20 protein-coding genes are annotated in these 23,108 nt (G+C 69.2%); 11 read left to right on the top strand and 9 right to left on the bottom strand.

Features of this window, described 5'->3' with window-relative positions:
• Positions 1-8 precede the first annotated feature (8 nt).
• The 3 genes from galE to dacB all read left to right on the top strand — a co-directional run bounded on the left by galE (position 9) and on the right by dacB (position 4,613).
• Positions 9-1,046 (top strand): UDP-glucose 4-epimerase GalE, encoded by a 1,038-nt coding sequence (gene galE, locus RIF23_RS06105; protein ID WP_310911405.1) that lies wholly within the window; start codon positions 9-11, stop codon positions 1,044-1,046.
• A gap of 103 nt (positions 1,047-1,149) precedes the next feature.
• Positions 1,150-2,736 carry a glutamine-hydrolyzing GMP synthase gene (guaA, locus tag RIF23_RS06100; RefSeq protein WP_310911404.1) on the top strand — a complete coding sequence of 529 codons (1,587 nt, stop codon included), beginning with the start codon at positions 1,150-1,152 and terminating at the stop codon, positions 2,734-2,736.
• 239 nt (positions 2,737-2,975) lie between these two features.
• A complete protein-coding gene (gene dacB, locus RIF23_RS06095) occupies positions 2,976-4,613 on the top strand; it encodes a D-alanyl-D-alanine carboxypeptidase/D-alanyl-D-alanine endopeptidase (protein WP_310911403.1) in 1,638 nt (545 codons plus the stop codon).
• A 56-nt stretch (positions 4,614-4,669) separates the two neighbouring features.
• Here the strand turns inward: dacB and RIF23_RS06090 are convergent, their stop codons facing one another.
• The 5 genes from RIF23_RS06090 to RIF23_RS06070 form a co-directional block, all read right to left on the bottom strand.
• Positions 4,670-5,437, bottom strand: a complete 768-nt coding sequence (locus tag RIF23_RS06090; RefSeq protein ID WP_310911402.1) for a response regulator transcription factor — start codon at positions 5,435-5,437, stop codon at positions 4,670-4,672.
• A 793-nt stretch (positions 5,438-6,230) separates the two neighbouring features.
• The gene (locus tag RIF23_RS06085) at positions 6,231-6,989 is read right to left on the bottom strand and encodes an SRPBCC family protein (protein ID WP_310911401.1); all 759 of its coding nucleotides are present in this window, start codon (positions 6,987-6,989) and stop codon (positions 6,231-6,233) included.
• A 213-nt stretch (positions 6,990-7,202) separates the two neighbouring features.
• On the bottom strand, positions 7,203-8,078 hold the full coding sequence (locus tag RIF23_RS06080; protein WP_310911400.1) for an FAD binding domain-containing protein: 876 nt from the start codon (positions 8,076-8,078) through the stop codon (positions 7,203-7,205).
• Positions 8,075-10,465, bottom strand: a complete 2,391-nt coding sequence (locus RIF23_RS06075; protein ID WP_310911399.1) for a xanthine dehydrogenase family protein molybdopterin-binding subunit — start codon at positions 10,463-10,465, stop codon at positions 8,075-8,077. Before RIF23_RS06075 ends, RIF23_RS06080 begins: the two co-directional genes overlap by 4 nt.
• Positions 10,462-11,040, bottom strand: a complete 579-nt coding sequence (locus RIF23_RS06070; RefSeq protein WP_310911398.1) for a (2Fe-2S)-binding protein — start codon at positions 11,038-11,040, stop codon at positions 10,462-10,464. The genes RIF23_RS06075 and RIF23_RS06070 overlap by 4 nt, the downstream gene beginning before the upstream one ends.
• A 379-nt stretch (positions 11,041-11,419) precedes the next feature.
• Between RIF23_RS06070 and RIF23_RS06065 the strand changes: the two genes are divergently transcribed.
• Together RIF23_RS06065 and RIF23_RS06060 are read left to right on the top strand one after the other, a co-directional pair.
• Positions 11,420-11,917, top strand: coding sequence for a MarR family winged helix-turn-helix transcriptional regulator (locus RIF23_RS06065; RefSeq protein WP_310911397.1), 498 nt, complete (start codon positions 11,420-11,422; stop codon positions 11,915-11,917).
• Positions 11,918-12,099: 182 nt separating this feature from the next.
• The gene (locus tag RIF23_RS06060; RefSeq protein WP_310911396.1) at positions 12,100-13,458 is read left to right on the top strand and encodes an MFS transporter; all 1,359 of its coding nucleotides are present in this window, start codon (positions 12,100-12,102) and stop codon (positions 13,456-13,458) included.
• 12 nt (positions 13,459-13,470) lie between these two features.
• On the opposite strand, the gene RIF23_RS06055 is transcribed toward RIF23_RS06060, so the two are convergent.
• Together RIF23_RS06055 and RIF23_RS06050 are read right to left on the bottom strand one after the other, a co-directional pair.
• Positions 13,471-13,743, bottom strand: coding sequence for a hypothetical protein (locus RIF23_RS06055; RefSeq protein WP_310911395.1), 273 nt, complete (start codon positions 13,741-13,743; stop codon positions 13,471-13,473).
• The gene (locus RIF23_RS06050; RefSeq protein WP_310911394.1) at positions 13,730-15,028 is read right to left on the bottom strand and encodes a PspC domain-containing protein; all 1,299 of its coding nucleotides are present in this window, start codon (positions 15,026-15,028) and stop codon (positions 13,730-13,732) included. Before RIF23_RS06050 ends, RIF23_RS06055 begins: the two co-directional genes overlap by 14 nt.
• A gap of 169 nt (positions 15,029-15,197) precedes the next feature.
• Between RIF23_RS06050 and RIF23_RS06045 the strand changes: the two genes are divergently transcribed.
• Both RIF23_RS06045 and RIF23_RS06040 read left to right on the top strand, forming a co-directional pair.
• Positions 15,198-16,454, top strand: a complete 1,257-nt coding sequence (locus RIF23_RS06045; protein ID WP_310911393.1) for an ATP-binding protein — start codon at positions 15,198-15,200, stop codon at positions 16,452-16,454.
• Between the two features lie 60 nt (positions 16,455-16,514).
• Positions 16,515-17,270, top strand: a complete 756-nt coding sequence (locus tag RIF23_RS06040) for a response regulator transcription factor (protein WP_310911392.1) — start codon at positions 16,515-16,517, stop codon at positions 17,268-17,270.
• Between the two features lie 135 nt (positions 17,271-17,405).
• On the opposite strand, the gene RIF23_RS06035 is transcribed toward RIF23_RS06040, so the two are convergent.
• Positions 17,406-17,813 carry a DUF4190 domain-containing protein gene (locus tag RIF23_RS06035; RefSeq protein WP_310911391.1) on the bottom strand — a complete coding sequence of 136 codons (408 nt, stop codon included), beginning with the start codon at positions 17,811-17,813 and terminating at the stop codon, positions 17,406-17,408.
• Between the two features lie 262 nt (positions 17,814-18,075).
• Here RIF23_RS06035 and purN point away from each other — a divergent pair, with 262 nt between their 5' ends.
• The 3 genes from purN (at position 18,076) to RIF23_RS06020 (ending at position 21,397) form a co-directional block, all read left to right on the top strand.
• The gene (gene purN / locus RIF23_RS06030) at positions 18,076-18,759 is read left to right on the top strand and encodes a phosphoribosylglycinamide formyltransferase (RefSeq protein ID WP_310911536.1); all 684 of its coding nucleotides are present in this window, start codon (positions 18,076-18,078) and stop codon (positions 18,757-18,759) included.
• Positions 18,756-20,324: a bifunctional phosphoribosylaminoimidazolecarboxamide formyltransferase/IMP cyclohydrolase gene (gene purH / locus RIF23_RS06025; protein ID WP_310911390.1), complete on the top strand. Its 1,569-nt coding sequence runs from the start codon at positions 18,756-18,758 to the stop codon at positions 20,322-20,324. The genes purN and purH overlap by 4 nt, the downstream gene beginning before the upstream one ends.
• Positions 20,325-20,545: 221 nt before the next feature.
• Positions 20,546-21,397 (top strand): bifunctional methylenetetrahydrofolate dehydrogenase/methenyltetrahydrofolate cyclohydrolase, encoded by an 852-nt coding sequence (locus RIF23_RS06020; protein WP_310911389.1) that lies wholly within the window; start codon positions 20,546-20,548, stop codon positions 21,395-21,397.
• Between the two features lie 38 nt (positions 21,398-21,435).
• On the opposite strand, the gene RIF23_RS06015 is transcribed toward RIF23_RS06020, so the two are convergent.
• The gene (locus RIF23_RS06015) at positions 21,436-22,038 is read right to left on the bottom strand and encodes an FHA domain-containing protein (RefSeq protein ID WP_310911535.1); all 603 of its coding nucleotides are present in this window, start codon (positions 22,036-22,038) and stop codon (positions 21,436-21,438) included.
• 490 nt (positions 22,039-22,528) lie between these two features.
• On the opposite strand from RIF23_RS06015, the gene RIF23_RS06010 reads away from it, so the two are divergent.
• Complete coding sequence (locus tag RIF23_RS06010) at positions 22,529-23,017, top strand: DUF3017 domain-containing protein (RefSeq protein WP_407659402.1); 489 nt, start codon at positions 22,529-22,531, stop codon at positions 23,015-23,017.
• Positions 23,018-23,108 lie beyond the last annotated feature (91 nt).

The following is a 23,108-nucleotide window of genomic DNA, read 5'->3' as shown; positions in this document are numbered from 1 at the left end:
GGGGAAGCATGAACGTACTGCTCACCGGGGGTGCCGGTTTCGTCGGCACCCACGTTGCCGTGGCGCTCGTGGAAGCGGGACACGACGTCGTTCTCGTGGACAATTTCAGCAACAGCCACCCCGAGGCAGTCCGGCGGCTGGGAGAGATCACGGGGCGGGAACTGGCCTGCTACGCCGCCGACTGCACGGACGCGACCGCGCTGAGCAGTGTGTTCGAGGAACACCGGATCGATGCGGTCGTGCACTGTGCCGGCCTCAAGGCGGTCGGGGAGTCGACCGAGCGGCCAACGCTGTACTACCGCACCAACCTGGACGCCGTACTCACCCTGGTGGAGACCATGGCCGAACACGAGGTGTACCGGCTCGTGTTCAGCTCCTCGGCCACCATCTACGGCGATCCGCAGACGGTCCCCATCCCCGAGGACGCGCCCCTGACCGCCACCAACCCCTACGGGGCCACCAAACTCTTCGCCGAACGCATCCTGACCGATCTGGCCGCCGCCGACCCACGCTGGCGCGTGACCAACCTGCGCTACTTCAACCCGATCGGTGCCCACCCCAGCGGGCTCATCGGGGAGGATCCCGACGGTGTCCCCAACAACCTGTTCCCCTACATCGCCCAGGTCGCCGCCGGGCGACGGGAACGCCTCCAGGTGTTCGGCGCCGACTACGCCACCCCCGACGGCACCGGGGTGCGGGACTACCTGCACGTCCTGGACCTGGCCGAGGGGCATGTCGCCGCCTTGGAGCACCTCGACGAGGTGGCGCCCGACCCCGACACCGGCACCGGGCGCTGCCGTGCCTACAACCTCGGCACCGGACGCGGGCTGAGCGTGCTGGAGGCGATCAAGGCCTTCGAGGAAGCCTCCTCCCGCCCCGTTCCCCACGAGATCACGCAGCGCAGGCCCGGAGACATCGCCGTGTGCTACGCCGACCCCAGCCGGGCCCAGCGGGAGCTGGGGTGGCAGGCCCGGCGGGATGTCGCCACCGCCTGCGCCGACGCCTGGCGCTGGCAGTCCCGCAATCCGGGGGGGTTCACCGGCTGAGCCGCCCACAGGTCGAGCCGCGCCACCGCCGAAGCCGCACCGGTGGCCACCGCACAGGCCCTAGACTGGTGGAGCCGAGTTTCACCTGCGGGAAGGCCCTGACGTGACTGCTGCCGCTTCGGCTGATGCCACTTTCGACACCGTCCTCGTCGTCGACTTCGGTGCGCAGTACGCGCAGCTGATCGCACGCCGGGTGCGGGAGTGTCACGTCCATTCCGAGATCGTGCCCGCGACGATGCCGGTCGCGGACATGATGGCGCGCAATCCCCGCGCGATCATCCTCTCCGGTGGTCCGGCGTCGGTGTATGCCGAGGATGCGCCGCAGGTTCCCGCGGGCCTGTTCGATACCGGGGTGGCGACCCTGGGCATCTGCTACGGCTTCCAGACCATGGTGCAGGAACTCGGCGGCACCGTGGAGCGCACCGGTAGGAGCGAGTTCGGCCGTACCCAGCTCGACGTGTCCGCGGAGGGGGTACTGTTCGCGCGCACCCCCACCAGCCAGACCGTGTGGATGTCGCACGGCGACTCCGTCACCCGCGCTCCGGACGGTTTCCGCACCGTCGCCGCCACGGACAGCACACCGGTGGCTGCGATCGAAAATCCCGCGCGTGGCCTCTACGGGGTGCAGTTCCACCCAGAGGTGCTGCACACCGAACACGGCCAGGAGCTGCTGCGGCACTTCCTGTACGAGGCCGCGGGCTGCCGGCCCACCTGGACCATGGTCAACATTGTGGAGGAGCAGACCGAGCGGGTCCGTACGCAGATCGGCGGGAAACGCGCGATCTGTGCACTCAGCGGGGGTGTGGACTCAGCGGTGGCGGCGGCGGTCGTGCAGCGGGCCATCGGTGAACGGCTCACCTGCGTCTTCGTGGATCACGGACTGTTGCGGGCCGGCGAGGTCGAGCAGGTGGAGAAGGACTTCGTCTCCGTGACGGGGGCACGGCTGAAGGTCGTAGACGCCCAGGAGCAGTTCCTGCACGCCCTGTCCGGCGTGTCTGACCCCGAGGAGAAGCGGCGGATCGTGGGGCGCGAGTTCATTCGCGTCTTCGAGCAGGCCGCCCGTGAAGTCGTCGCCGAGGATGGGGCCGAGGGGGAGGAGGTCGAGTTCCTCGTCCAGGGCACCCTCTACCCGGACGTCGTTGAGTCCGGCGGTGGATCCGGCGCCGCCAACATCAAGTCGCACCACAACGTGGGCGGACTACCCGAGGACCTCCAGTTCGGCCTGGTCGAGCCGCTCCGGGAACTGTTCAAGGACGAGGTGCGCCAGCTCGGTGCGGAATTGGGGCTGCCCCCGGAAATGGTGTGGCGCCAACCGTTCCCCGGCCCCGGCCTGGCGATCCGCATCGTGGGTGAGGTGACCCGCGATCGGCTGGAAACACTGCGTGCCGCCGACGCCATCGCCCGCGAGGAGCTTACTCGCGCTGGGCTGGACCGTGACATCTGGCAGTGCCCGGTGGTGCTGCTCGCCGACGTCCGCTCCGTTGGGGTCCAGGGGGACGGCCGCACCTACGGCCATCCGGTGGTCCTGCGCCCGGTCAGCAGTGAGGACGCGATGACCGCGGACTGGTCCCGGATCCCCTACGAGACCCTGGCCACGATCTCCAACCGGATCACCAACGAGGTGCGGGAGATCAACCGGGTGACCCTGGACGTGACCAGCAAGCCGCCCGGCACCATCGAATGGGAGTAACCTCCCCCCGTCCCGCCGGCGCCCGTCGCCCCGGAGTCGCCACGGGACGGTGACGTCCACAGCCATCCGGGCCGCACGCGGGAAACGAACACGGCTCCGGGATGGAAATCCCCGCACGTGGTGACATGTCCATCCGCGGGGTGACGGTTGTGTCGCCGCCGCGGTACGGACGCCGCGTGTCACCATAGCCAGTGGCTGTCGCCGTAGACCGGGTGCTGACACGGACGGGGAACGGGCGTATGACACCACCGGGCAGGACCACGACACTGTCGCGACTGTCGCGCACGCTACGGCGGGGCGCCGTCATCCTCGGTTGCGCCGCCGGACTGGTCTCCCTCACGGCTCCGGTCTCCCTCGCCGACACAGCGGGCCCCGACCCACCCGGTGTCGCCGAGTTGCGATCGGATCTCGAGGACATCCTGGACGATCCGGCCCTGACCGGCGCCACCTCCGGCCTGATGGTGCACAGCCGGACCGAAGGTGACACGCTGTACGCACAGGACGCAGACACGGCACTCGTGCCGGCCTCCAACGCGAAACTGTTCACGGGGGCGGCGGCCCTGGATGTGCTCGGGCCGGAGTACCGGTTCCGCACCTCCGTGGTCGCCGAGCGGGAACCGGACGACGACGGGGTGCTGGATACGGACCTGCACCTGGTGGGCACGGGGGACCCGACGGTGACGCCCGCCGCCTACGCCGACCTCGCCGAGGACGTCGCAGACGCGGGGGTCCACACGGTGACCGGTGACCTGGTCGCCGACGACACCTGGTTCGACGACGAGCGGCTGGCCCCCGACTGGGAGGCGGGAGACGAGCCCTTCGCCTACGCCGCGCAGATCTCCGCGTTGACGGTCGCCACCGACGACGACCGCAACGACACGGGGGTCACCGAGGTGCGAGTCACGCCCGGCGCCAGCCCCGGCGCACCGGTGGAGGTGGATGTGGGGGTGGCCTCCGGGTATGTCGAGGTGGAGAACATCGCCCGCACCGGGGCGCCGGGTCGGGAATCCAGTCTGGAGGTGACCCGTGCGCACGGCACCAATACGATCGAGGTGCGGGGCATGCTCCCGGTGGATGCGGGCCCCGTGACCCGGCTGCGGACGGTCGACGAACCGACGGACCTCGCAGCACACGTCCTGGCCGAGGCCCTCGACGATGCGGGCGTGCAGATCGAAGGGGAGACGGGGCGCGCCAGTGCCCCGCCGGCCGCGGTGGAGCTGGCACAGCGGGATTCGGCTCCGCTGGGTGAACTGATGATTCCGTTGATGAAGTTCAGTAACAACGCGCACGCCGAAATTCTGGTGAAAACCCTCGGCCGGATCGGGACCGGCGTCGGCAGCTGGGAGGCGGGTCTGGACCAGCTGCACGCCTCGATCCGGAGTCTGGACGTGGACACGCAGGCCCTCGACCTCACCGACGGGTCCGGTCTATCCCGCAGCAACGAGCTGACGGCCGAAGTGCTGATCGATCTGTTCGCGGGCGTTCCCCACCAGGAGTGGTACGAGATCTGGTTCGAGTCCCTGCCCGTGGCCGGGGAGGAGGATCCGCTCGTCGGAGGTACGCTCCGCAATCGGATGGTGGACACGGTGGCGGCAGGCACGGTACATGCCAAGACCGGAACCCTGACCGGGGTCAGTGCCCTGTCCGGCTACGTGACCGGCGCCGAAGGTGAGGAGCTGGTGTTCTCGGTGCTCAACAACGGACATGCGGGGCCAGCCCCCACCCATGTGCAGGACGCCATCGCCGTTCGACTCGCCGAGTTCGACCGGGAGGCCACGGCCGCCGCGCCCGCACGGGCCCCCGGAACCCGATCGCAGCAGCATCCCGTGGCTCCCGGCTCCGGCATGGTCGAGTGTTCCTGGGATCGAAGCTGTTAGGCCGTCCCAGCCCCGGGCGGATGCGGGAGCCGACCGGGGCATAGGTGTTTGCGGTGTCACCGCAGGGAGACGGCGGTGCCGTCCGGGGGATCCTCCTCGCCGGCGTCGTCGAATACGCGTGCGGCATAGGCCGCGGCCTCCACCCGGGAGTGCAGGCCGAGCTTGTCCAGGATATGGCGGACGTGGTTCTTGACCGTGTTTTCCGAGATGAACAGCCGGTTCCCGATTTCGCGGTTGCTGAGCCCCCGGGCGATCTGCCGGAGTACCTCGTTTTCCCGCTGGGACAGCTCCGGGGCCGGCGACTGTGCGGGCTGGGACCGCTCGCGCTTGGCAATGGCACTGACCTCACCGATCAGCCGTAGTGCCATAAACGGGTTGATGAAGGACTGGCCGTCGATCACGGCACGGATCGCGTCGGCAAGCTCCTCCACCGCGATCTCCTTGAGGAGATAGCCCGTGGCTCCACCCTTGATGGCCTCGAAGAGGTCCGCCTCCTCGTCGCTGATCGTCAGCATGACGATCTTGCAGTGGGGCACGGCTCGTTTGATCTCCGCGCAGGCGTCGATGCCGCTGGCCCGGGGCATTCGAACGTCCATGAGTACGACGTCGGGCCGGAGTGCGCTGGCGCGCCGCACGGCGTCTTCGCCGTCGCCCGCCTCCCCGACGATCTCGATATCGTCCTCCACGTCCAGGACGGATACCAGGCCGCGTCTGAAGAAGGCATGGTCGTCCACGACAAGGACCCGTACCGGATTGTTGGGATCCGGTGGTGGAGTGGTCTGCACCGGGGCGGGAATTGGGGGTGGCCCGCTCACGAAACTCATTCCTTTCCTCCCGCAGTGCGAGGGGGCACGCAGGGCGCCGTTGACAAAGCGGATGGTCCTGGGCAGTGACCCCAGGGAGGGGGAGTGGAGCGCGAACCGGTGCATGGTCGTGCTCGGCGCACCAGATTCCGGTCACTGCGTGGTGCGCACTTCGCATGGCGACTACTGCCACTCTATTCCATCAAGCGTGCGATTCCATAGCTGAATGCGGTAGACGCCTAAACCCGTGCGACGATTACTCTCCCGAGTTCGAAGGGAACAGAATGTGTTGTTATTGTTACAGAATTCGGCTCGGGGGTGACTCGGGTGGGCGTCTCCACCTATCCCGGGTTTCCACGCGGCCGGGAACACATGCGACATCTGGTGACCGAAATTGGGGTGATCGCGCCACATTCGGTACAGATCCAGGTATTTCTCCGCGGCGCGGGGGTCGGATGCTCGATGTTCTCGCCGTCCTCTGCCGTCCACGCCAAGGTGTGCTGGTCCAGCTCCTCCTCGGTTACCCACTGTACGGGCCGCTCCACATGCGCCTGGCGGCGACGGGGGAACCGGAGCCCGCATTCGCGGCACTGTGCGCTGAATCCGGGGTCGCAGTTCGTCATCGCCGTGCACTGCGGACAGGGAGCAAAACCGAGGACGGCATGTGGCTCTTCGGGATCGGTGACCCGCAGTGCAACACGGACCCCGTGTCGCTTCCGTCCCCGCTCCACCGATCCGAAATCCATGCGCACCCCCCGTGGCTGGCCTCCGATCGCCGATGTTACCCGGCGTCGGGGGGCGGTCTCGGTCCCGGTCAACGCCGAGATTCCCGGCGTCGGCACCGTAGCCACCACACGACCGCGGCCACGACCATCAGGCCACCGGCCAGCGGCAGGAGGCGTCGGAGCACGGGCCCCGCAGCAAGGTCGAGGGCGTCCAGAGCATCCGTGTCTCCCCCGGCTGCTGTGGTTTCTTCCGAGCTGTCCGTGCGGTTCGCGGCGGCCGGGTCCACCGAATAGGGGCGACTCGCCCGAAGGCGCCCCGTGCGTGTCGGGCCCGATTGTGGCTCGCCGGTCGGCGCGGCTGCGCCGGATGCCGTTTCGGACTCCGTGTCGGGGTCCGTGAGTTGGGCGGCCAGGTTCTGGGCGAATCGGTCCACGAGTTTGGCGCTGACGTCCGCGATCACGCCCCGTCCGAATTGGGCGGCTTTGCCGGTAACACTGAGATTGGTTTCCACCCGGACCCGGGTGGTTCGGTCGCCCTGGTCGTGGAGTGTGGCCCGGACTGTGGCTTCGGCGGTCCCACTGCCCCGGGCTTCCTTGCCGCGTGCGTCGACGAGCACCGATCGGGCCGCGGAGTCCGTCTCCACGAAGGTGGCCGTGCCGCGATAGGTCACCGTTACGGGGCCGACCTTGACCCGAACCCGGCCGGTGACGCTGCTTCCGTCATCGTCCACGGACTCCAGGCTGGCACCCGGCATGCAGGGGGCGACCCGTTGGACGTCCAGCAGAGTTCGCCAGGCATCGTCCACCGGAACGGGGACCGTGAACTCGTTGTCCAGTCGCGTACTCATGACCCTCCTTCGCGGTTGTGGTCCGGACTCCGCGGCCGAGGCCCGAGTGGCGCCCGACGGCAGGACCGCGTCGCACGGGCACCGGAGCGAGACCGACCCCGGGGATGGTTCTTCCCCCACACGCGGAAACCATCCCCGGATCTGCCCCCTGGTTCGTGGCCCCTAACGGAGTGCGTCAACGAACCGGCAGGGTGCGGGAGTCGGCTGTGGTGGCTACAGGCCGGCGGCCCGACTGATGGCGCGACCGGTGAGCACTTGGGCCAGGTGTCGCCGATAGTCGGACTGGGCGTGCGTGTCGCTGGGTGGTTCCGTGCCGGAGCTGGCCTGGCGGCTGGCTTCGGTCACGGCCCGGCGCTGGGCTGGGATTCCTCGGGCGGCCTGCTCGACGCCGCGGGCGCGCACCGGCGTGGCCCCCATGTTCGTGAGTCCCACTCGGACCTCGGCGAGATCACCGTGCACGCGTTGGACCGCGGCGGCCACCCCAACGAGCGCCCAGGCCTGTGCCGTACGGTTGAACTTCTCGTAGTGGAAGGTCCACCCCGGCCACTTGGGGATGCGGATTCCGGTGAGGAGCTCGTCCGGCTCCAGCGCCGAGGTGAGATAGTCGAGAAAGAATTCGCCCGCCGGGACCTCCCGCTGTCCGTCGGGGCCGTCAATGATCATCTCGGCGTTCAGGGTGAGGGCGACCGCTGGCAGGTCCCCCGCCGGGTCGGCATGGGCCAGGGAACCGCCGATGGTTCCGCGGTGGCGCACCGCCGGGTCCGCCACGGTGCGGGTCGCCTGGGCGAGAAGCCCGCAGTGCTCGGCGACGAGTGGATCCCGGATCACGTCGTGGTGCGTGGTCATGGCGCCGATCCACAGGTGGTCCCCCATGTCCCGGATTCCCTGGAGCTCCGCGCATCCGCCCAGGTCGACCACGACGTCCGGAGCGGCGAGCCGGAACCGCAGCAGCGGCACCAGGCTCTGCCCGCCGGCCAGCACCGTGACGGCGCCATCCGCTTCCTGTGGATCCGGTGCCGCCCGGCTCATGATCTCCAGGGCCGTGGATACGTCCGCTGGCTGCTCATACGTGAAGGTGGACGGAATCACTGGTCTTCTCCGTTCTGTTCCCGCGCCGCCTGAATGGCACGCCAGACCCGTTCGGGCGTGCAGGGCATCGGAACGTCGCGGACCCCATACGGTGCGAGTGCGTCCGCGATCGCGTTGACCACCGCGGGGGTCGATGCGATCGTCCCGGCCTCGCCCACGCCCTTGACTCCGAGCGGGTGGGTGGTGGCCGGGGACTCGGTGCGGTCCGTGACGAAGTCGGGAAGGTCCGCGGCCGAGGGCAGCAGGTAGTCCGCCATGGTGGAGGTCACCAGGTTGCCGTCGGCGTCGTGAACCGCTTCCTCGTACAGTGCCTGCCCGATTCCCTGTGCGATTCCCCCGTGGACCTGGCCGTCCACAATCTGGGGATTGACGACCACGCCGACGTCGTCGACAGCCACGTAGGACCGGATGTCCACCCGGCCGGTCTCGGTGTCGACCTCCACCGCGCACAGGTGGGTTCCGTGCGGGTAGGAGAAGTTCTCCGGGTCGACGGTGGCCTCCGCGTCCAGGGACGGTTCCGTGCCTTCCGGCAGGTCGTGTGCGGTAAATGCGGCCAGGGCAACCTCCGCCATGGTGGTGGCGGGCTCGGGCGTGCCGCGAACCCGGAACGCGCCACCGGTGAACTCGACGTCCTCCACCGCGGCCTCCAGCAGGTGGGCGGCCACGGGGCGGGCCTTCTCGACCACGCGGGTGCAGGCCTGGACCAGTGCGGCACCCCCCACGACCAGGGACCGCGAGCCGTAGGTGTCCATTCCCTTCGGGGCGACCTGTGTGTCCCCGTGCAGAACACGCACGTCGGCGTAGTCCACGCCTAGCTGGTCGGCCGCGATCTGGCTCCAGCAGGTGTCGTGGCCCTGACCATGTGGGGTGGTCCCGGTGACGACCTCGACCTTTCCGGTCGGCAGCATCCGCACGGCGGCATGTTCCCAGCCGCCGGCCCCGTAGGACAGGGACCCCAGTACGCGTGACGGAGCGAGCCCGCACATCTCGGTGTAGGTGGACACGCCGATACCCAGCTGCGTGGGGGCGTCATCCGCCGAGCCGTCCTGGGAGCGGCGGGCGCTCTGCTCCTGGCGCAGGCTGTCGTATCCGAACAGCTCCAACGCACGATCCGTGGCGGCCTCGTAGTTCCCCGAGTCGTAGGTCAGGCCGGCGACGGTCTCGTAGGGGAACTCCGTATTCTCGATCCAGTTGCGTCGACGTAGTTCCACCGGGTCCAGGCCGAGTTCACTCGCCAGTTCGTCCATGATCCGTTCGATGGCGAAGGTGGCCTCTGGCCGTCCCGCGCCGCGGTAGGCGTCGGTGGGTGTCTTGGTGGTGAACACCCCGGTGCAGCTGAACGAGTAGGCGTCCATCTTGTAGATGCCCGGGTACATGAGTGCGCCCAGCAGCGGCGTTCCCGGGGTGATCAACATGAGGTAGGCGCCCATGTCCGCGAGTAGGTCCACCTTCAGCCCGCGGATCCGACCGTCGGTGTCGGCGGCGATGGCGACGTCCTGGATCTGGCCGCGGCCGTGGTGCGTGGTCTGGAATCCCTCGGAGCGGGTCTCGGTCCACTTGACCGGTTGCCCCAGCCTGCGGGCCAGTAGGAGAGCGAGAGCCTCCTCGGCGGTCACCTGGAGTTTGGAGCCGAATCCCCCGCCGACGTCCGGCGCGATCACCCGGATGTTCTGTTCGGGGATTCCGGTGGTCATGGCCAACATGACCCGGACGATGTGCGGGACCTGGGTGGAGGAGTACAGGGTGAAACTGTCCCCGTCCGGCTCACACACCACCGAGCGGGGCTCCATCGCCGCCGGGATGAGCCGCTGCTGGGTGTAGCGGCGCTGGAGAACCACCGGGGCGGAGTCGAAGGCTCCGGAGACGTCCCCCGAGCTCAGCGGCCACACGTAGCAGCGGTTGGTTCCGGCGTCCTCGTGTACCAGGGCGGCGTCCTCGGCGAGGGCCTCCTCCAGGTCGACGACGGGCGGCTTGGCCTCGTAGTCGACGTCGATCAGCTCCAGGGCGTCCAGGGCCGCGCCTGCGTCGCGGGCCACCACGCAGGCCACCGCCTCACCGACGTAACGGACCTCGTCGACCGCCATCGGCGGATGGTCGGGATGCACGATGTCGCTGGTGACGGGCCAGGCGCACGGCAGGCTTCCCTGCTCGGCGGCGAGGTCGGCCCCCGTCAGCACGGTCACCACACCAGGCTGGCTGCGGGCGGTGGTGGTGTCGATGCCGGTGATGCGCGCGTGCGCGTGCGGGCTACGCAGGAAGCTCACGTGCAGAGTTCCGGCCGGGCGTAGGTTGTCGGTCCATCGCGTGCGCCCGGTGATCAGGCGTGCGTCCTCCTTGCGGGGCGCGGGGTGACCGATCTGGGATGGGGCCTGTGGCGTGGTGGTCATGCCGCACCTCCCGCTGCGGGTGCCTGTGCCGGATCCGTGGAGCGGGCATCGGCCTGCTGGGGAACAGTGGCCGTCGCCTCGCCCGGTCCGGTCGGCTCAGCGGCGGCGGCACGGAGTTCGGCAGCCGCGGACTGTACGGCGCGAACAATGTTGGCGTATCCGGTGCAGCGGCACAGGTTTCCCTCCAGGCCCTCCCGGATTTCCTGGTCCGTGGGGCTGGGATTCTCCCGGAGGAGGTCGACGGTCGCCAGGATCATTCCTGGGGTGCAGTACCCGCACTGGAGTGCGTGGGACTCGTGGAAGGCGCGTTGAACGGGATGCCACGTTCCGTCCTGGCCTTCGATTCCGGCGATCGTGGTGATTTCGTGTCCGCTGGTCTGGGCCGCCAGGATGGAACAGCTCTTGGCGGACATACCGTCCATCAGGACGGTACAGGCTCCGCAGTTGGTGGTGTCGCAGCCGACCGGGGTTCCGACTTTCCCCAGCCGTTGTCGAAGGTAGTGAACCAGGAGCTGACGGGCCTCGACATGGTCGTCGTGTCGAACGCCGTCAACAGTGACGCTGATATCTGGCATTGGAACCATTCCTCCCGATCCCGCAGTCGGGGTGGGCGCTGTGCAGGCGTACCGCCAACGTAACTCGCCAGACACATTGTCCACCAGGGTCCACAGGGGCAATTCCCATTTCAGCAGGGGGAGCGATTTCGCTCCGGTTTGCGAGTTTTGTTCCCTTGTTGAATTCTGGGTCCTGTGGGAAGAATGTGACGGGTGGGTGCTGTGCTCCCGGGTGCTGTACTGCCGTGTCGGGATGGGGTTTCCCCAACCGGGTAGTGTTTCCGTCCCCCGTCTTCCGAGCCCGGGGGGAGAACGCGAGCGTGGGCCGGGTGACCAGAGGCCGTACCTGTGGCGGGTAAGCTGTCGGGCACTCGAGAATCCCAGACCGGGTGAGGTGCATGTGTCCAGCGTCCAGCCCCAGCCGGGGACCGGGGATCCGACCCGAGCTGCGCTTGGTCGGTTCGTCATGCGGGTCGGCCCGTGGGTGGCGCAGCTGCAACGTCAGGTGTTGAGCCGGCTGGACCCCCCGCTCGGTTTCTCCCAGTACAGTGTGCTCGCCCGGCTCGGACGTGGAACCATTCCGATGTCGCAGCTGCGTTCCCGGTCGATCGTCAGTTTCTCCACCCTCTCCGAGACCACGACCGGGTTGGTGCGGCTCGGGCTGGTGGATCGGGTTCCCAGCGAGTACGACCGGCGCAGCGTCGATCTGTCGCTGACCGCGCAGGGGCGCGAGGTGCTGGAGCACGCCGAGGCGGCGATGCGCGAGCTGGAGGAGGCGCTCCTCGAAGGGGTGCGCACTCCCACCCAGGACGAGGTGGACGAGCTCCTGGTGCCGCTGACGGAGCGTGCCCGTGCGGTCCTGACCGAGCGGGAAGAGCTCAGCGGTCGGCCCGACTGAGTCACATCCACGTGCATCCGGGGTTGCCCGGGTCTCTCCTTCGTTGCCCAGGTCCGATCGGACCGTTGACACGGCTACGCGCTCCGTGAAAGATTCGGCACCCGAATAGATCGGGTACCGAAGTATTTTCGGGGTTCGGCTGGGGGACGACCGCGCCGAGCAGGGACGACGGAGGTGCAGCCATGCCACGGATGGGACGGCCTCCGGCCGCCGGAATCACGGGACGGGAGTCGGCGCCGTACGGCTGGACACCCCTGGTGGTGCTCTTCTTCGTCGGTCTCGTCGACCGGATCGAGACCTACATCGCCTCCGGGGCGCTGCCCTTTCTGCAAGAGGAATGGGGCTTCAGCGACACCATGGGCGGAATGATCATGACCGCTCCGCTCATCGTCGGAGCGATCATGCTCGTCCCGGCCGGCTACCTCAGCGACCGGGCCAACCGGACCGGGCTGATCGCCGCGGTTGTGGCCGTCTGGTCCCTACTCATGCTCGGCTCGGCCCTGGCCCCGGTGTTCCTCTTCTTCTTCATCACCCGGGTTCTGCTGGGGGCCGCCGACACGATCGACAATCCGGCCTCGGGCAGTCTGCTCGCCGACTACTATCCGCCCCGAACTCGCGCCAAGGCCTTCGGCTGGGTCCGACTCACCAACTTCGCGGGCGTCGCCCTCGGCTCCCTCCTCGGCGCGGTCGTCGCCGAACTGTTCGGGTGGCGGTGGGCCTTCGCCTGCATGGTCATCCCGGGACTGATCGTAGCCGTCCTGTGCTGGCGCCTGCGCGAACCGCTGCGCGGGTTCCTGGACCAGGTGATCGCCCGAAATCCGTCCCAGCCCGTCACGGAGGAGGAACTGGGCCAGGATCGCAGCATGTCCGCCCGTCCCGGAATGACGTTTCCCCAGCAGTTCGGGCACATCTGGCGCATTCCCACCCTGCGGTTGGTCAGTGTGGGGCTGGCTCTGCTCACGCTCGGACTGACCGGAATCTTCTGGTGGATTCCCAGCCTGGCGGTGCGCACCTTCGGTATCACCGAGAGCCAGGGTGGGCTGATCAACGCCTTCGTCATCCTCGTCGGCGTGGTCAGTGGCGCGATCTTCGGTAGCTACCTGGGAACCCGCTGGCATTGGACCCGCGTGGCCGGGCGGCTGCTGGCGGGAGGACTCGCCATCCTCCTCGGGTCGGTGCTCCTGATCCCCACGCTGGCCATGACCACGGTGCCCACCTTCGTGGCCCTGCTCACCGCGTCCTGTTTTGTCATGGCAATCGCGATCCCCAACCTCTACGCCAGCATCGCCGACGTGGTCAGCGCCACGTCCCGTGGCGTGGGCTTCGCCGTCCTCAACTTCTTCATCATCGGCGGAAGCGCCGCGGGGCCGCTGGTCATCGGGGCGATCTCCGACATGACCGGTGGCTCCCTCGTCGCCGGAATGTACAGCCTGGTTCCGCTGATGGCCCTGGGCGGTGGACTTGTGCTCGGTGCCCGTCGCCACTTCGGCGACGACGCCGAACGGGTACTCGCCCAGGCCGGGCAGCCCGCCACCCGGTAGCCCCCGGCCGGCTCAGCTCGATCCGGAACCGGAGTCGGTGTCCGCGGAGGCGCCATCGTGGCTGCTGTCCCACTGCCGCCGCGCCCGCCGCCGCTGCGCCCACCGCACGGTGACAACCAGGACCAGCCCCACGCTGAGTGCCGACAACACCCACGACATCTCCAACTCCCAGGTCCCCAGGCCCTGGAGTACGAAGGCGACCCCGAGACCCACGAAAACCAGGCCGGCCACCAGGCTCGCCCAGGAGACCCGGCGGCGCTCGGCCACCTCCTCAGGACGCGACACGACGTACCTCCATGTCTGTTCCGACGGACATCAGGCGGACCACCAACCGGGGAGGGTCGTCGGTATCCGTGGCGGGCTCCAGGGTTTCCCGCACATCGAGCCCGGGCCCGGAACGCACCAGCCGGTCCTCAACGTTGACCTCCCCGATCAGCCGGGCCCGGGCATGAACATCCACCCGAGCCTCCTCGGGCACGATCAGGTCGATCCCTCCGAAAGCGACCCGAGCAACAACGGTGACCTCCGTGCCCTGCTCCAGCGCCAGTTCACTGAGGTCGAGCGTGGCGGTGCCCGCAGTCAGCTCGTATGGATGCTCGATCTCGGCCACCGAGTCGGGACGCCAGGTCGCCTGCCCGAAACGCAGTTGTGTCATGTCCACCGTCTCCGTCACCACACAGAACAGCACCAGCAGCGTCCCCAGCGAGACGAGCCCCCGATCCCCGCCCACCCACGTGCCCAGGAACAGCGCCACACCCACCAGTGCGGTGAGGGCGCCACCCACAACCAGGCCGGTACCGGGCTCGGCCAGAGCACGTAGGGCGTCCGTTCCCCAGAAGAAAACGGCGTTCGCCCCCACCACCAGCATCGCGGCCAGGACGAACACCGTCAGCCCGGCCCCGCGTCGTGCGGAACGCCCGTGGTCGGCATCCCGTCGCGCCTCGCGGTTCGCAGCCCGCGGAGGTGGAGGCTCCTGCTCCCGGGGGCCGTGTTCCGCAGATCCACGGGACAGCACCGCGAGATCCACAGGAGCACCCCGCTCAGCGGGATCCGCGGGACGATCCTGAGCCGCGGAGTCGCCGCGGGCCGTATCCGCCGTATCCGCCGTATCCGCCGTATCCGCCGTGCCCGGAGCTGGCGGCGGCGCCGCGTCCCCGTGCAGGGCACCCAACAGCGACCGCAGCTCCACAACCACATCCACCCCACGGGTGTGTGCCACCAGAAGCCCCAGCACCAGGGGAGTGGCCAGCACGATCGTTCCCCAGCCGAATCCCCCCACCAGGCTGAGCGCCGTCGTGACCGCGAGCCCGCCCCCCACGGCCACCGGCACTGCGGTGTCGGGCAGGCGCCGGTTCAGGATCTGCTCAGCGACCGACGCCCCACCGGCGGGCCCGGGCATCAACAGCCACGCCATCCCGTACAGCAGCACCCCAACCCCACCGGCCAGGGCCGTCATCGCGAAGCCGACGCGCCAAACCAACGGGTCCACCCGGGTGTAGGCACCCAGGCCGACACAGACCCCGGTCAGCGAACCCGGTCCAACTCCACGGTGCGGTCGTTGCTCCGACATGGTTCCCATCGTCGCCCCTGCCGAGGGGCGCGGCCATCAGGGACATCCCTGAGTCCGCCCCGGAACGTGCGCCCCACACAGTGCGGGTGCGTCCCCGATGCGCCCCGGGCGGCACCCGGGCATGCTGGGAGGTGAACTCGACGACGGCAGGCCACGGGAGTGGGCACAGGTGACCGCCACAGCAGAGGAGACCACACAGCACAGGCTGTACCGCAGCAGCGAGGACCGGTTGCTGGCTGGGGTCGCATCCGGGCTGGCGCACCACCTGGAGATCGACACGGTGGTGGTCCGGCTGGCCCTGGTGGCTCTCGGTGTCGCCGGGATCGGTATCGCCGGCTACATCGCCCTGATGCTCCTCGTTCCCACGAGCGACCAGACGGACCCGGCCCCCGACCCGGGCAGCCGGAGCGGTCCCGACCGCCCGGGCACGCCCGACGCCACCACCGATGCTCAACGGCCCCCGGTCCGGAACGTGGGTCAGCTGCTCGCCTACGGTGGGCTCGCCGCGATCCTGGTCATCCTCCTCGCGGTGTTCGGCGGTGCCTTCGACCCGCTGCTGTGGCTTCTGGTGTTCGCGACCGTCGGCGCTGCCGTGCTCTGGCGCTACGCCGATCCGGCAGAGCGGGACCGCTGGGTCTCCTCGGGACGGCTCCACGGCCGCCGCGAACTCATCCGCGCCGGAGCGGGCGTGGTACTGATCGTGGTGGGCGTGGTGGGGTTCCTCGCATTCCGGGAAGAACTCACCGAGGCCCGCCAGGGCCTCTCAGCGACCCTGGCGGCACTACTCGGGATCGCCCTCGTGACGCTGCCCTGGATCGTGGGGCTGATCCGGGAGCGGGACCGCGAACGACAGGAACGGATCCGCAACCAGGAACGGGCGGAACTCGCCGCCCACATCCACGACTCCGTGCTGCACACACTCACCCTGATCCAGCGACGTGCCGACGACCCCAGGGAGGTGCAGCGCCTCGCCCGCGTCCAGGAACGCTCCCTGCGCAACTGGCTGTACCAACGACCCTCCGACGACGACAGCACACTGCGCCCCAGCCTGGAGGGCCTCGCCGCCGAGGTGGAAGAGGAGCACGGGGTCGCCTTCGAGGTGGTGTGCGTGGGGGACTGCCCGCTGGACAACGCGGTCGCGGCGACCCTGCGGGCGGCGCGGGAGGCCATGGTCAACGCCGCGAAGTACGCGGATGTCGACACCGTGTCCGTGTTCGCCGAAGCCGAGGAGGACGAGCTACTCGTGTTCGTCCGCGACCGTGGTGTGGGGTTCGACCCCGACACCATCCCCGCCGACCGGATGGGACTGCGGGGCTCCATCCTGGACCGCATGGAGCGCCACGGTGGATCGGCGCGGATCCGCAGCGCCCCCGGCCAGGGAACGGAAATCCAACTACGGATGCCGCGCGGCACCCCGGAGGAGTGATCCACGCGCGCCCGAACAGAGCCAGCTGGAACGGGGCACGGCACGGTAGGGTCCACAAGTGTGACAGCGAACCCAATGTCCGATGGCCCCGAGGAGGGCGAGACAGCCCCGGCGCCCTCGGCCATCCCCGCAGCAGCGTCCCCGGAAGCGGACCCGACCACCCCCTCCGAGCAGGCCACGGAGGTGCCCAGAGTGGTACTCGTGGACGACCACCGACTGTTCCGCAGCGGGGTGCGGGGCGAGCTCGGCGCGGCGGTGGAGGTCGTGGGCGAGGCCGACGATGTGGACAGTGCGGTCCGGGTGATCCTCCAGCAGCGTCCCGACCTGGTTCTGTTGGACGTCCACCTGCCCGGAGGTGGGGGGATCGAGGTCCTCCGTCAGGTGCTCCGGCACCGCCCGGAGATCCGGTTCCTGGCACTGTCGGTTTCCGACGCCGCCGAGGACGTGATTGGAGTGGTGCGCGGCGGCGCCCGCGGCTACGTCACCAAGGCCATTTCCGGCGCTGACCTCGCGGACGCCATCGTGCGGGTCGCCGACGGCGACGCCGTGTTCTCCCCGAGGCTTGCGGGTTTCGTGCTGGACGCCTTCGCCGCGACCGACGCTCCCCCCGTCGACCCCGAGCTGGACCGGCTCACCCAGCGGGAACGCGAAGTCATGCGCATGATCGCGCGTGGCTACGCCTACAAGGAGGCCGCGCGGGAGCTGTACATCTCGGTCAAGACGGTGGAGACTCACGTGTCCTCGGTGCTGCGCAAACTCCAGTTGTCCAACCGCAACGAACTCAGCCGTTGGGCTACCGCCCGCCGTCTGGTCTAGCCAGGCGGGTGGGCCGGCCCCGATTGCCCAGCGGCCGTGCCCGACTCCCATGCACCGGTGCCACCCCGAAACGTCCGAACCGTCGCAATCCCGCCCCACCCCGGGGCTCGGCCGGGCCGCCCAGCGCCGCCACGGTCAGTCTCCGAGCACCCCCGTGATCACGATCTCGGGAACGTCTCGCTGTTCGAGGTCGGCACGCAGCTGGGCGTCACACTCCTGTTCCACGGTGACCGTGTTCGCCTGCCCCAGGCAGTCCATCCAGCTGGTCAGTTCGCCGCGCAGCATCACACCACCGACGATTACCGCACTCCAGACGACAATGCCCACCACCCCGAGTGCCACGCTGGTTGCGGCCCCCGGCGCCGTGGTGCCGTTGCTCCGGGCGTCCCGGTGGGCGCGACGCGCCAGCACGATCCCGAGGATGGACATGGGGATGCCCAGGGGAATGATCAGCCCCAGTCCGGACAGCAACAGCCCCCAGAGCCCCCCACGTTCCGCGGTGGGACTCTGTCCCTCGGTCCGGTTCGGGGACGGTTGGCTCATGGGGCTCCTCGGTCTCGACGGTGGGCCTCGTGCGTTCGACGTTACCCGCCAAGATAGTGTGGCTGCGCGGCGAGTCAGGGGAGTGAGGCTCGGGACACGTGCCGCTCGTGGCCGACCGGCCGGATCCCCGGACGCGGACGGCGCGCGGCTGCTCGCTGGCATTCGTTACGGTCCGACCAACGTCGGTGTCGCCCCGCAGGGGTGGACACGTCGGCGCGGACCCGGTCCGGTTCAGCGCTGAGAGAGGAACGAACCCGTGGCGATGCGAGTCGTCGTCCTGGTTTCCGGGGCGGGTAGCACGATGGCTGCGCTACTCGAGGCATCCCGCGCCGCCGACTACGGCGCAACCATCGTCGCTGTCGGGGCCGACCGCAGCGATGCCCGCGGGTTGGAACTGGCCCGTGCAGCCGGCGTCGCCACCTTCGTGGTGCCGTTCGCGCAGTATGACGACCGCTCGGCCTGGGACCGAGCCCTGGCTGAGCGTGTCGTGGACGCCGGTGCGGACCTCGTCGTCGGTGCGGGCTTCATGCGGATCCTCGGCCCGCCCGTACTCCGTGCGGCGCCGGTGGTCAACGTCCATCCGGCCCTGCTCCCGGCGTTTCCCGGAGCGCACGCGGTACGTTCCGCGCTCCAGTACGGCGTGACCGTGACTGGGGCGACAGTGCACTTCATGGACGAGGGCGTGGACACCGGCCCGATCATCGCCCAGGAGCCGGTGGCAGTGCGGGCCGACGACGACGAGCACAGTCTGCACGCCCGGATCAAGCCCGTGGAGCAGCGGTTGCTGGTGGACACGGTGGGACGGCTGGCCCGGCACGGTTGGCGCGTCCACGGCCGGCACGTCCACCTGGGCTCGCAGCCGTCCCCGTCCCCTGATTCCTCGGGCAGCCCCGTATCAGCAGACAGTCCCGACAGTCCTGGGAACACGAAGGAGGAGGCTCGGTGAGCCAGCAGGTGATTCGGCGCGCTCTGATCAGCGTCTATGACAAGACCGGGCTGGAGGAACTGGCCTACGGGCTTGCCGAGGCCGGGGTCGAGATCGTTTCCACCGGGTCCACTGCCGAACGGCTCCGGGCTGTGGACGTCCCCGTGACCCCGGTTGAGGAGGTCACCCGCTTTCCCGAGTGCCTCGATGGCCGGGTCAAAACGCTCCACCCCCACGTGCATGCCGGTCTGCTGGCCGACCGCAGCCGGGACGAGCACCGGGACACGCTGGAGAAGCTGGACATCACCCCATTCGACCTCGTGGTGGTGAACCTCTACCCCTTCGCGCAGACGGTGGCGTCCGGCGCCTCGGAGCAGGACTGTGTGGAGAAGATCGACATTGGTGGGCCGGCCATGGTCCGCGCGGCGGCCAAGAACCACGCCAATGTCGCCGTGGTGGTGGATCCCGGCTCCTATGACCAGGTTCTGGAAGTCCTCGCGTCGGGGGGCTTCACCCTGGAGCAGCGTAAGCGTCTCGCGGCCCAGGCCTACGCACACACCGCCAGTTACGATGCGGCGGTTGCGAGCTGGTTCGCCTCCAGCTACGCCCCGGACGACATTGCTGCCGACAGTGGCTGGCCCGACTTCACCGCGGTGACCTACGAGCGGGTCACTCCCCTGCGGTACGGCGAGAATCCCCATCAGAGCGCGGCCCTGTACCGCGGCACCGACCCGTCCGGGGCCGGACTGGCCGGTGCGGAGCAGCTGCACGGCAAGGAAATGTCCTACAACAACTACGTGGACGCCGACGCGGCCCTACGCGCCGCCTACGACTTCGCCGAGCCGTGCACCGCCATCATCAAGCACGCCAACCCGTGCGGTATCGCGGTGGGGGCGGATATCGCCGAGGCGCACCGCAAGGCCCACGCGAGTGATCCCGTATCCGCCTTCGGGGGAGTGATCGCCACGAACCGGCCGGTCACCGTGGCCATGGCCGAGCAGGTCAAGGACGTGTTCACGGAGGTGGTGGTCGCTCCGGACTTCGAGGATGCCGCCGTGCAGCTCCTCACCCAGAAGAAGAACATCCGGCTGCTGCGGGTGTCCCCGCCCCGGCGCGGGGCCCGGCCGGAGTTGCGCGCGGTCAGCGGTGGCGTGCTGTTCCAGGCCGCCGACCTGATCGACGCCTCCGGAGACGCCATCGACGCCTGGGAGCTGCGGGCCGGGCCCGCGGCCGACGACGCCATCCGCGCCGAACTGGAATTCGCCTGGCGCGCGGTGCGGGCGGTGAAGTCCAACGCCATCCTGTTGTCCGCGGACCGGGCCACCGTCGGGGTGGGAATGGGCCAGGTGAACCGGGTGGACTCCGCACGGTTGGCGGTCTCGCGCGCGGGCGAGCGTGTGCGGGGTGCGGTGGCGGCCAGTGACGCCTTCTTCCCGTTTCCGGACGGATTGGAGGTGCTCACCGAGGCGGGTGTGCGTGCGGTGGTCCAGCCGGGAGGATCCGTCCGGGACGGTGAGGTGATCGACGCCGCGGAGCGGGCCGGGATCACGATGTACCTCACCGGTGCCCGGCACTTCTTCCACTAGTTCGGTGGTGGGGGCGCGGATGCCCCACGTCTGCTGCCCCCATCGGCTTTTCCCAGCCCCCATGGTCTGGGGGCGATCCCCCAGGCGACAACAGCGCCAAAACCCCACCCCGACACACCCCGTGCACCGAACCTGCCTGCCGTCCGCGCGCCCGGAGCCGACCGCTGCGCGGGATATTACGTTTGGTGCCGAAGCTCGGCCTGGTCTGGAAGGATGATCCCGTGAGCGCACAGACACTGGATGGGAAGGCAACCGCCGCAGCGATCAAGGCGGAACTGAAGCAACGTGTGGCCTCGCTCGGGGCCAAGGGGATCGTTCCGGGGCTGGGGACGATCCTGGTCGGAGACGATCCCGGCAGCCACGCCTACGTCGGTGGCAAACACCGAGACTGTGCGGAGGTGGGAATCGCGAGTATCCGGCGGGACCTGCCAGCCAGCGCGACCCAGGCCGAGGTGGAGGCGGCGGTGGACGAGCTGAATGCCGACCCCGCCTGCACCGGCTACATCGTGCAACTACCCCTGCCCGAGGGCATCGACGAGCTGGCGGTCCTGGAACGTATGGATCCGGCGAAGGACGCGGACGGGCTGCACCCCAACAGCCTCGGCCGCCTGGCCCTGATGCGGGAGGGGCCACTCCCCTGCACCCCCCGTGGAATCATCGAACTGTTGCGACGCTACGAGGTGCCCCTGCGGGGAGCCGAGGTCGTGGTCATCGGCCGCGGCGTGACCGTGGGACGCCCGCTGGGGCTGTTGCTGACCCGGCGCAGCGAGAACGCCACGGTGACGCTGTGCCACACGGGGACACGGGACATGGCCCGGCACACCCGCGGTGCGGATATTGTCGTCGCCGGTGCCGGGGTTCCCGGACTCGTCACCCCGGAGATGGTGGCGCCGGGAGCCGCGGTGTTGGACGTGGGGGTGACCCGCACGGACGACGGCCTCGTCGGCGATGTGGATCCGGACGTACGCAGCGTCGCCGGCCACTTCTCTCCGAATCCCGGCGGGGTCGGCCCGATGACCCGGGCGATGCTGCTCGTCAACGTGGTGGAGGCGGCCGAGGCACAGGCCGCCTGAACTGCACCACCGGAAACTGTGTCCGATGCGGGCCCTGGTCAGCTGGCTCGTTGCTGCTCCATGGCGGGAAGGGGACGCACCAGCCCCAGGGCCACGACCTCGTTCGCCAGCCGGGTTCTCCGGTTGGCGCCTTCGGGGATGCGGAACTTCTGGTACAGGCGCAGTAGGTGCTGCTTCACCGCCGCCTCGGTCACCACCAGGTCCTGGGCGATGTCGCGCGCGGTCGCTGGGGCGACGAAGGCGTCATCGGACAGTGCCGGGCGGCACAGGGACGTCAGCACGTCCAACTCTCGACGGGTGAGTTCGGGTGCGGCACTGCGCCGCATCTCCGCCTCGGGGCGGATCTCTTCCCGCACAATCCCGCCGACCCGGCAACGGGCCGAGCCGAAGGTTACGACGTCTCCTTCGGACAGGACCCTGCGGGCGACGGGGCGGCCGTTGACGCGGGTTCCGTTCCTGGACAGTCCGAGATCCACGACATAGACGTAGGGACCTCGACGCACCAGCTCGGCGTGTAACTGGGACACACTGGGGTCCGCAAGCCGCACGTCGACGCCGGAACCGCGGCCGATGGTGGTGACTTCGGCGGTCAGGGGCAGGACCTCGTTGTTCTCTTCCACTCGAAGATAGGGGCCGTCCACTGTGCTCTCTCCCGGGGTGGGCGGGGGCCAGGGGGAGCCCGTACGGCGCGTCGTGGCCGACGAGGTCACCGTCTGGGCTGGACCGGACTCGGTTCGGGCAGGTGGGACGGTCGGTGATGGCGACGTACGTTTCATGGGGGGCAATCCTCGCTCACCGTGGCGCTCATCTCATGTGTGGTTACCCGGGTGGCACAGTTCCTACGCCCCCAAGCGGGAGAACTCTGGCAATTCGGCCAGGGGTGCCCGGATCCTGGGGCATACGGACCTGTGCCGGCTGGGGTGGTGCACCGCCGAAACCGGGTTGGCTCGGTACCCTCGGCGAGGCCAGGGTTTGCGTGGTTTCCGGTCCTGGGTTGCGGCGGCTGGCGGGCCGGGCGGGCCGGGGCCGGTGGGGCACGCCCTAGAATGGTCCACGTCCGGAGGGTGCACGTTCCTGTGTCCCGGTTGCGGTGGGCCGTTCCCGCAGCGGAGCCTGTGGTCGTACCCGTACGTGCTGGTACGTGCTGGTTCGCTGCGGGCGCCGCTCTATCCGTCGGACTGGTCAGGCGAGCGTGAGGTCGAGGTGGCACGGGACGAAGCTGCGGATGCGTCCGGTCAGGATGACGTCCAGGAGCCGGTGGAGACGGCCCGGCCCGCGGACGCGTCCGGCGTGGGTCAGCAGGCCGACACAGCCGGAGGCGATCCGGGTAACGAGTCGGCCCCGCAGCGGGAGGAGCAGCCCGCCTGGCTGACCCAGATTCCCTACTACCTGGTGTTGGCCACCATGGGCGCTGGAATCGTGATTGTCGCCGCGGCGTACTTCAAACGGGGGCCGGCTCTGATCGCCGGAGCTCTGCTCCTGGCCGCGTTGTTCCGCGCGATCCTGCCGCCGCACCTGGCGGGGATGTTGGCGGTCCGCAGCCGCCTGTTCGACCTGACCCTGCTGTTTGGCCTGGCAGTGCTACTCGTCGTGCTTGCGTGGGTGGCGCCGCAACTCTAGGAACGAGTCTCGATTAGGCTGGAATAAGCTTGATATCGAGATAACTGCGACGCACTCGATCCGCGGCCAACCGGTTCGCGATTCGGGGTGC

The sequence above is a fragment of the Lipingzhangella rawalii genome (assembly GCF_031628175.1).
GTDB classification, from domain to species: Bacteria; Actinomycetota; Actinomycetes; order Streptosporangiales; family Streptosporangiaceae; genus Lipingzhangella_A; species Lipingzhangella_A rawalii.
Note: the sequence above shows the minus strand (reverse complement) of the source record. Positions and strands in the feature narration are given on the sequence as shown.

Excerpts from the sequence above, each read along its gene's own strand:
- galE (WP_310911405.1), top strand. The coding sequence starts at position 9 with ATGAACGTACTGCTCACCGGGGGTGCCGGTTTCGTCGGCACCCACGTT.
- dacB (WP_310911403.1), top strand. The coding sequence starts at position 2,976 with ATGACACCACCGGGCAGGACCACGACACTGTCGCGACTGTCGCGCACG.
- RIF23_RS06090 (WP_310911402.1), bottom strand. The coding sequence starts at position 5,437 with ATGAGTTTCGTGAGCGGGCCACCCCCAATTCCCGCCCCGGTGCAGACC.
- RIF23_RS06085 (WP_310911401.1), bottom strand. The coding sequence starts at position 6,989 with ATGAGTACGCGACTGGACAACGAGTTCACGGTCCCCGTTCCGGTGGAC.
- RIF23_RS06075 (WP_310911399.1), bottom strand. The coding sequence starts at position 10,465 with ATGACCACCACGCCACAGGCCCCATCCCAGATCGGTCACCCCGCGCCC.
- RIF23_RS06070 (WP_310911398.1), bottom strand. The coding sequence starts at position 11,040 with ATGCCAGATATCAGCGTCACTGTTGACGGCGTTCGACACGACGACCAT.
- RIF23_RS06060 (WP_310911396.1), top strand. The coding sequence starts at position 12,100 with ATGCCACGGATGGGACGGCCTCCGGCCGCCGGAATCACGGGACGGGAG.
- RIF23_RS06050 (WP_310911394.1), bottom strand. The coding sequence starts at position 15,028 with ATGTCGGAGCAACGACCGCACCGTGGAGTTGGACCGGGTTCGCTGACC.
- RIF23_RS06035 (WP_310911391.1), bottom strand. The coding sequence starts at position 17,813 with ATGAGCCAACCGTCCCCGAACCGGACCGAGGGACAGAGTCCCACCGCG.
- purN (WP_310911536.1), top strand. The coding sequence starts at position 18,076 with ATGCGAGTCGTCGTCCTGGTTTCCGGGGCGGGTAGCACGATGGCTGCG.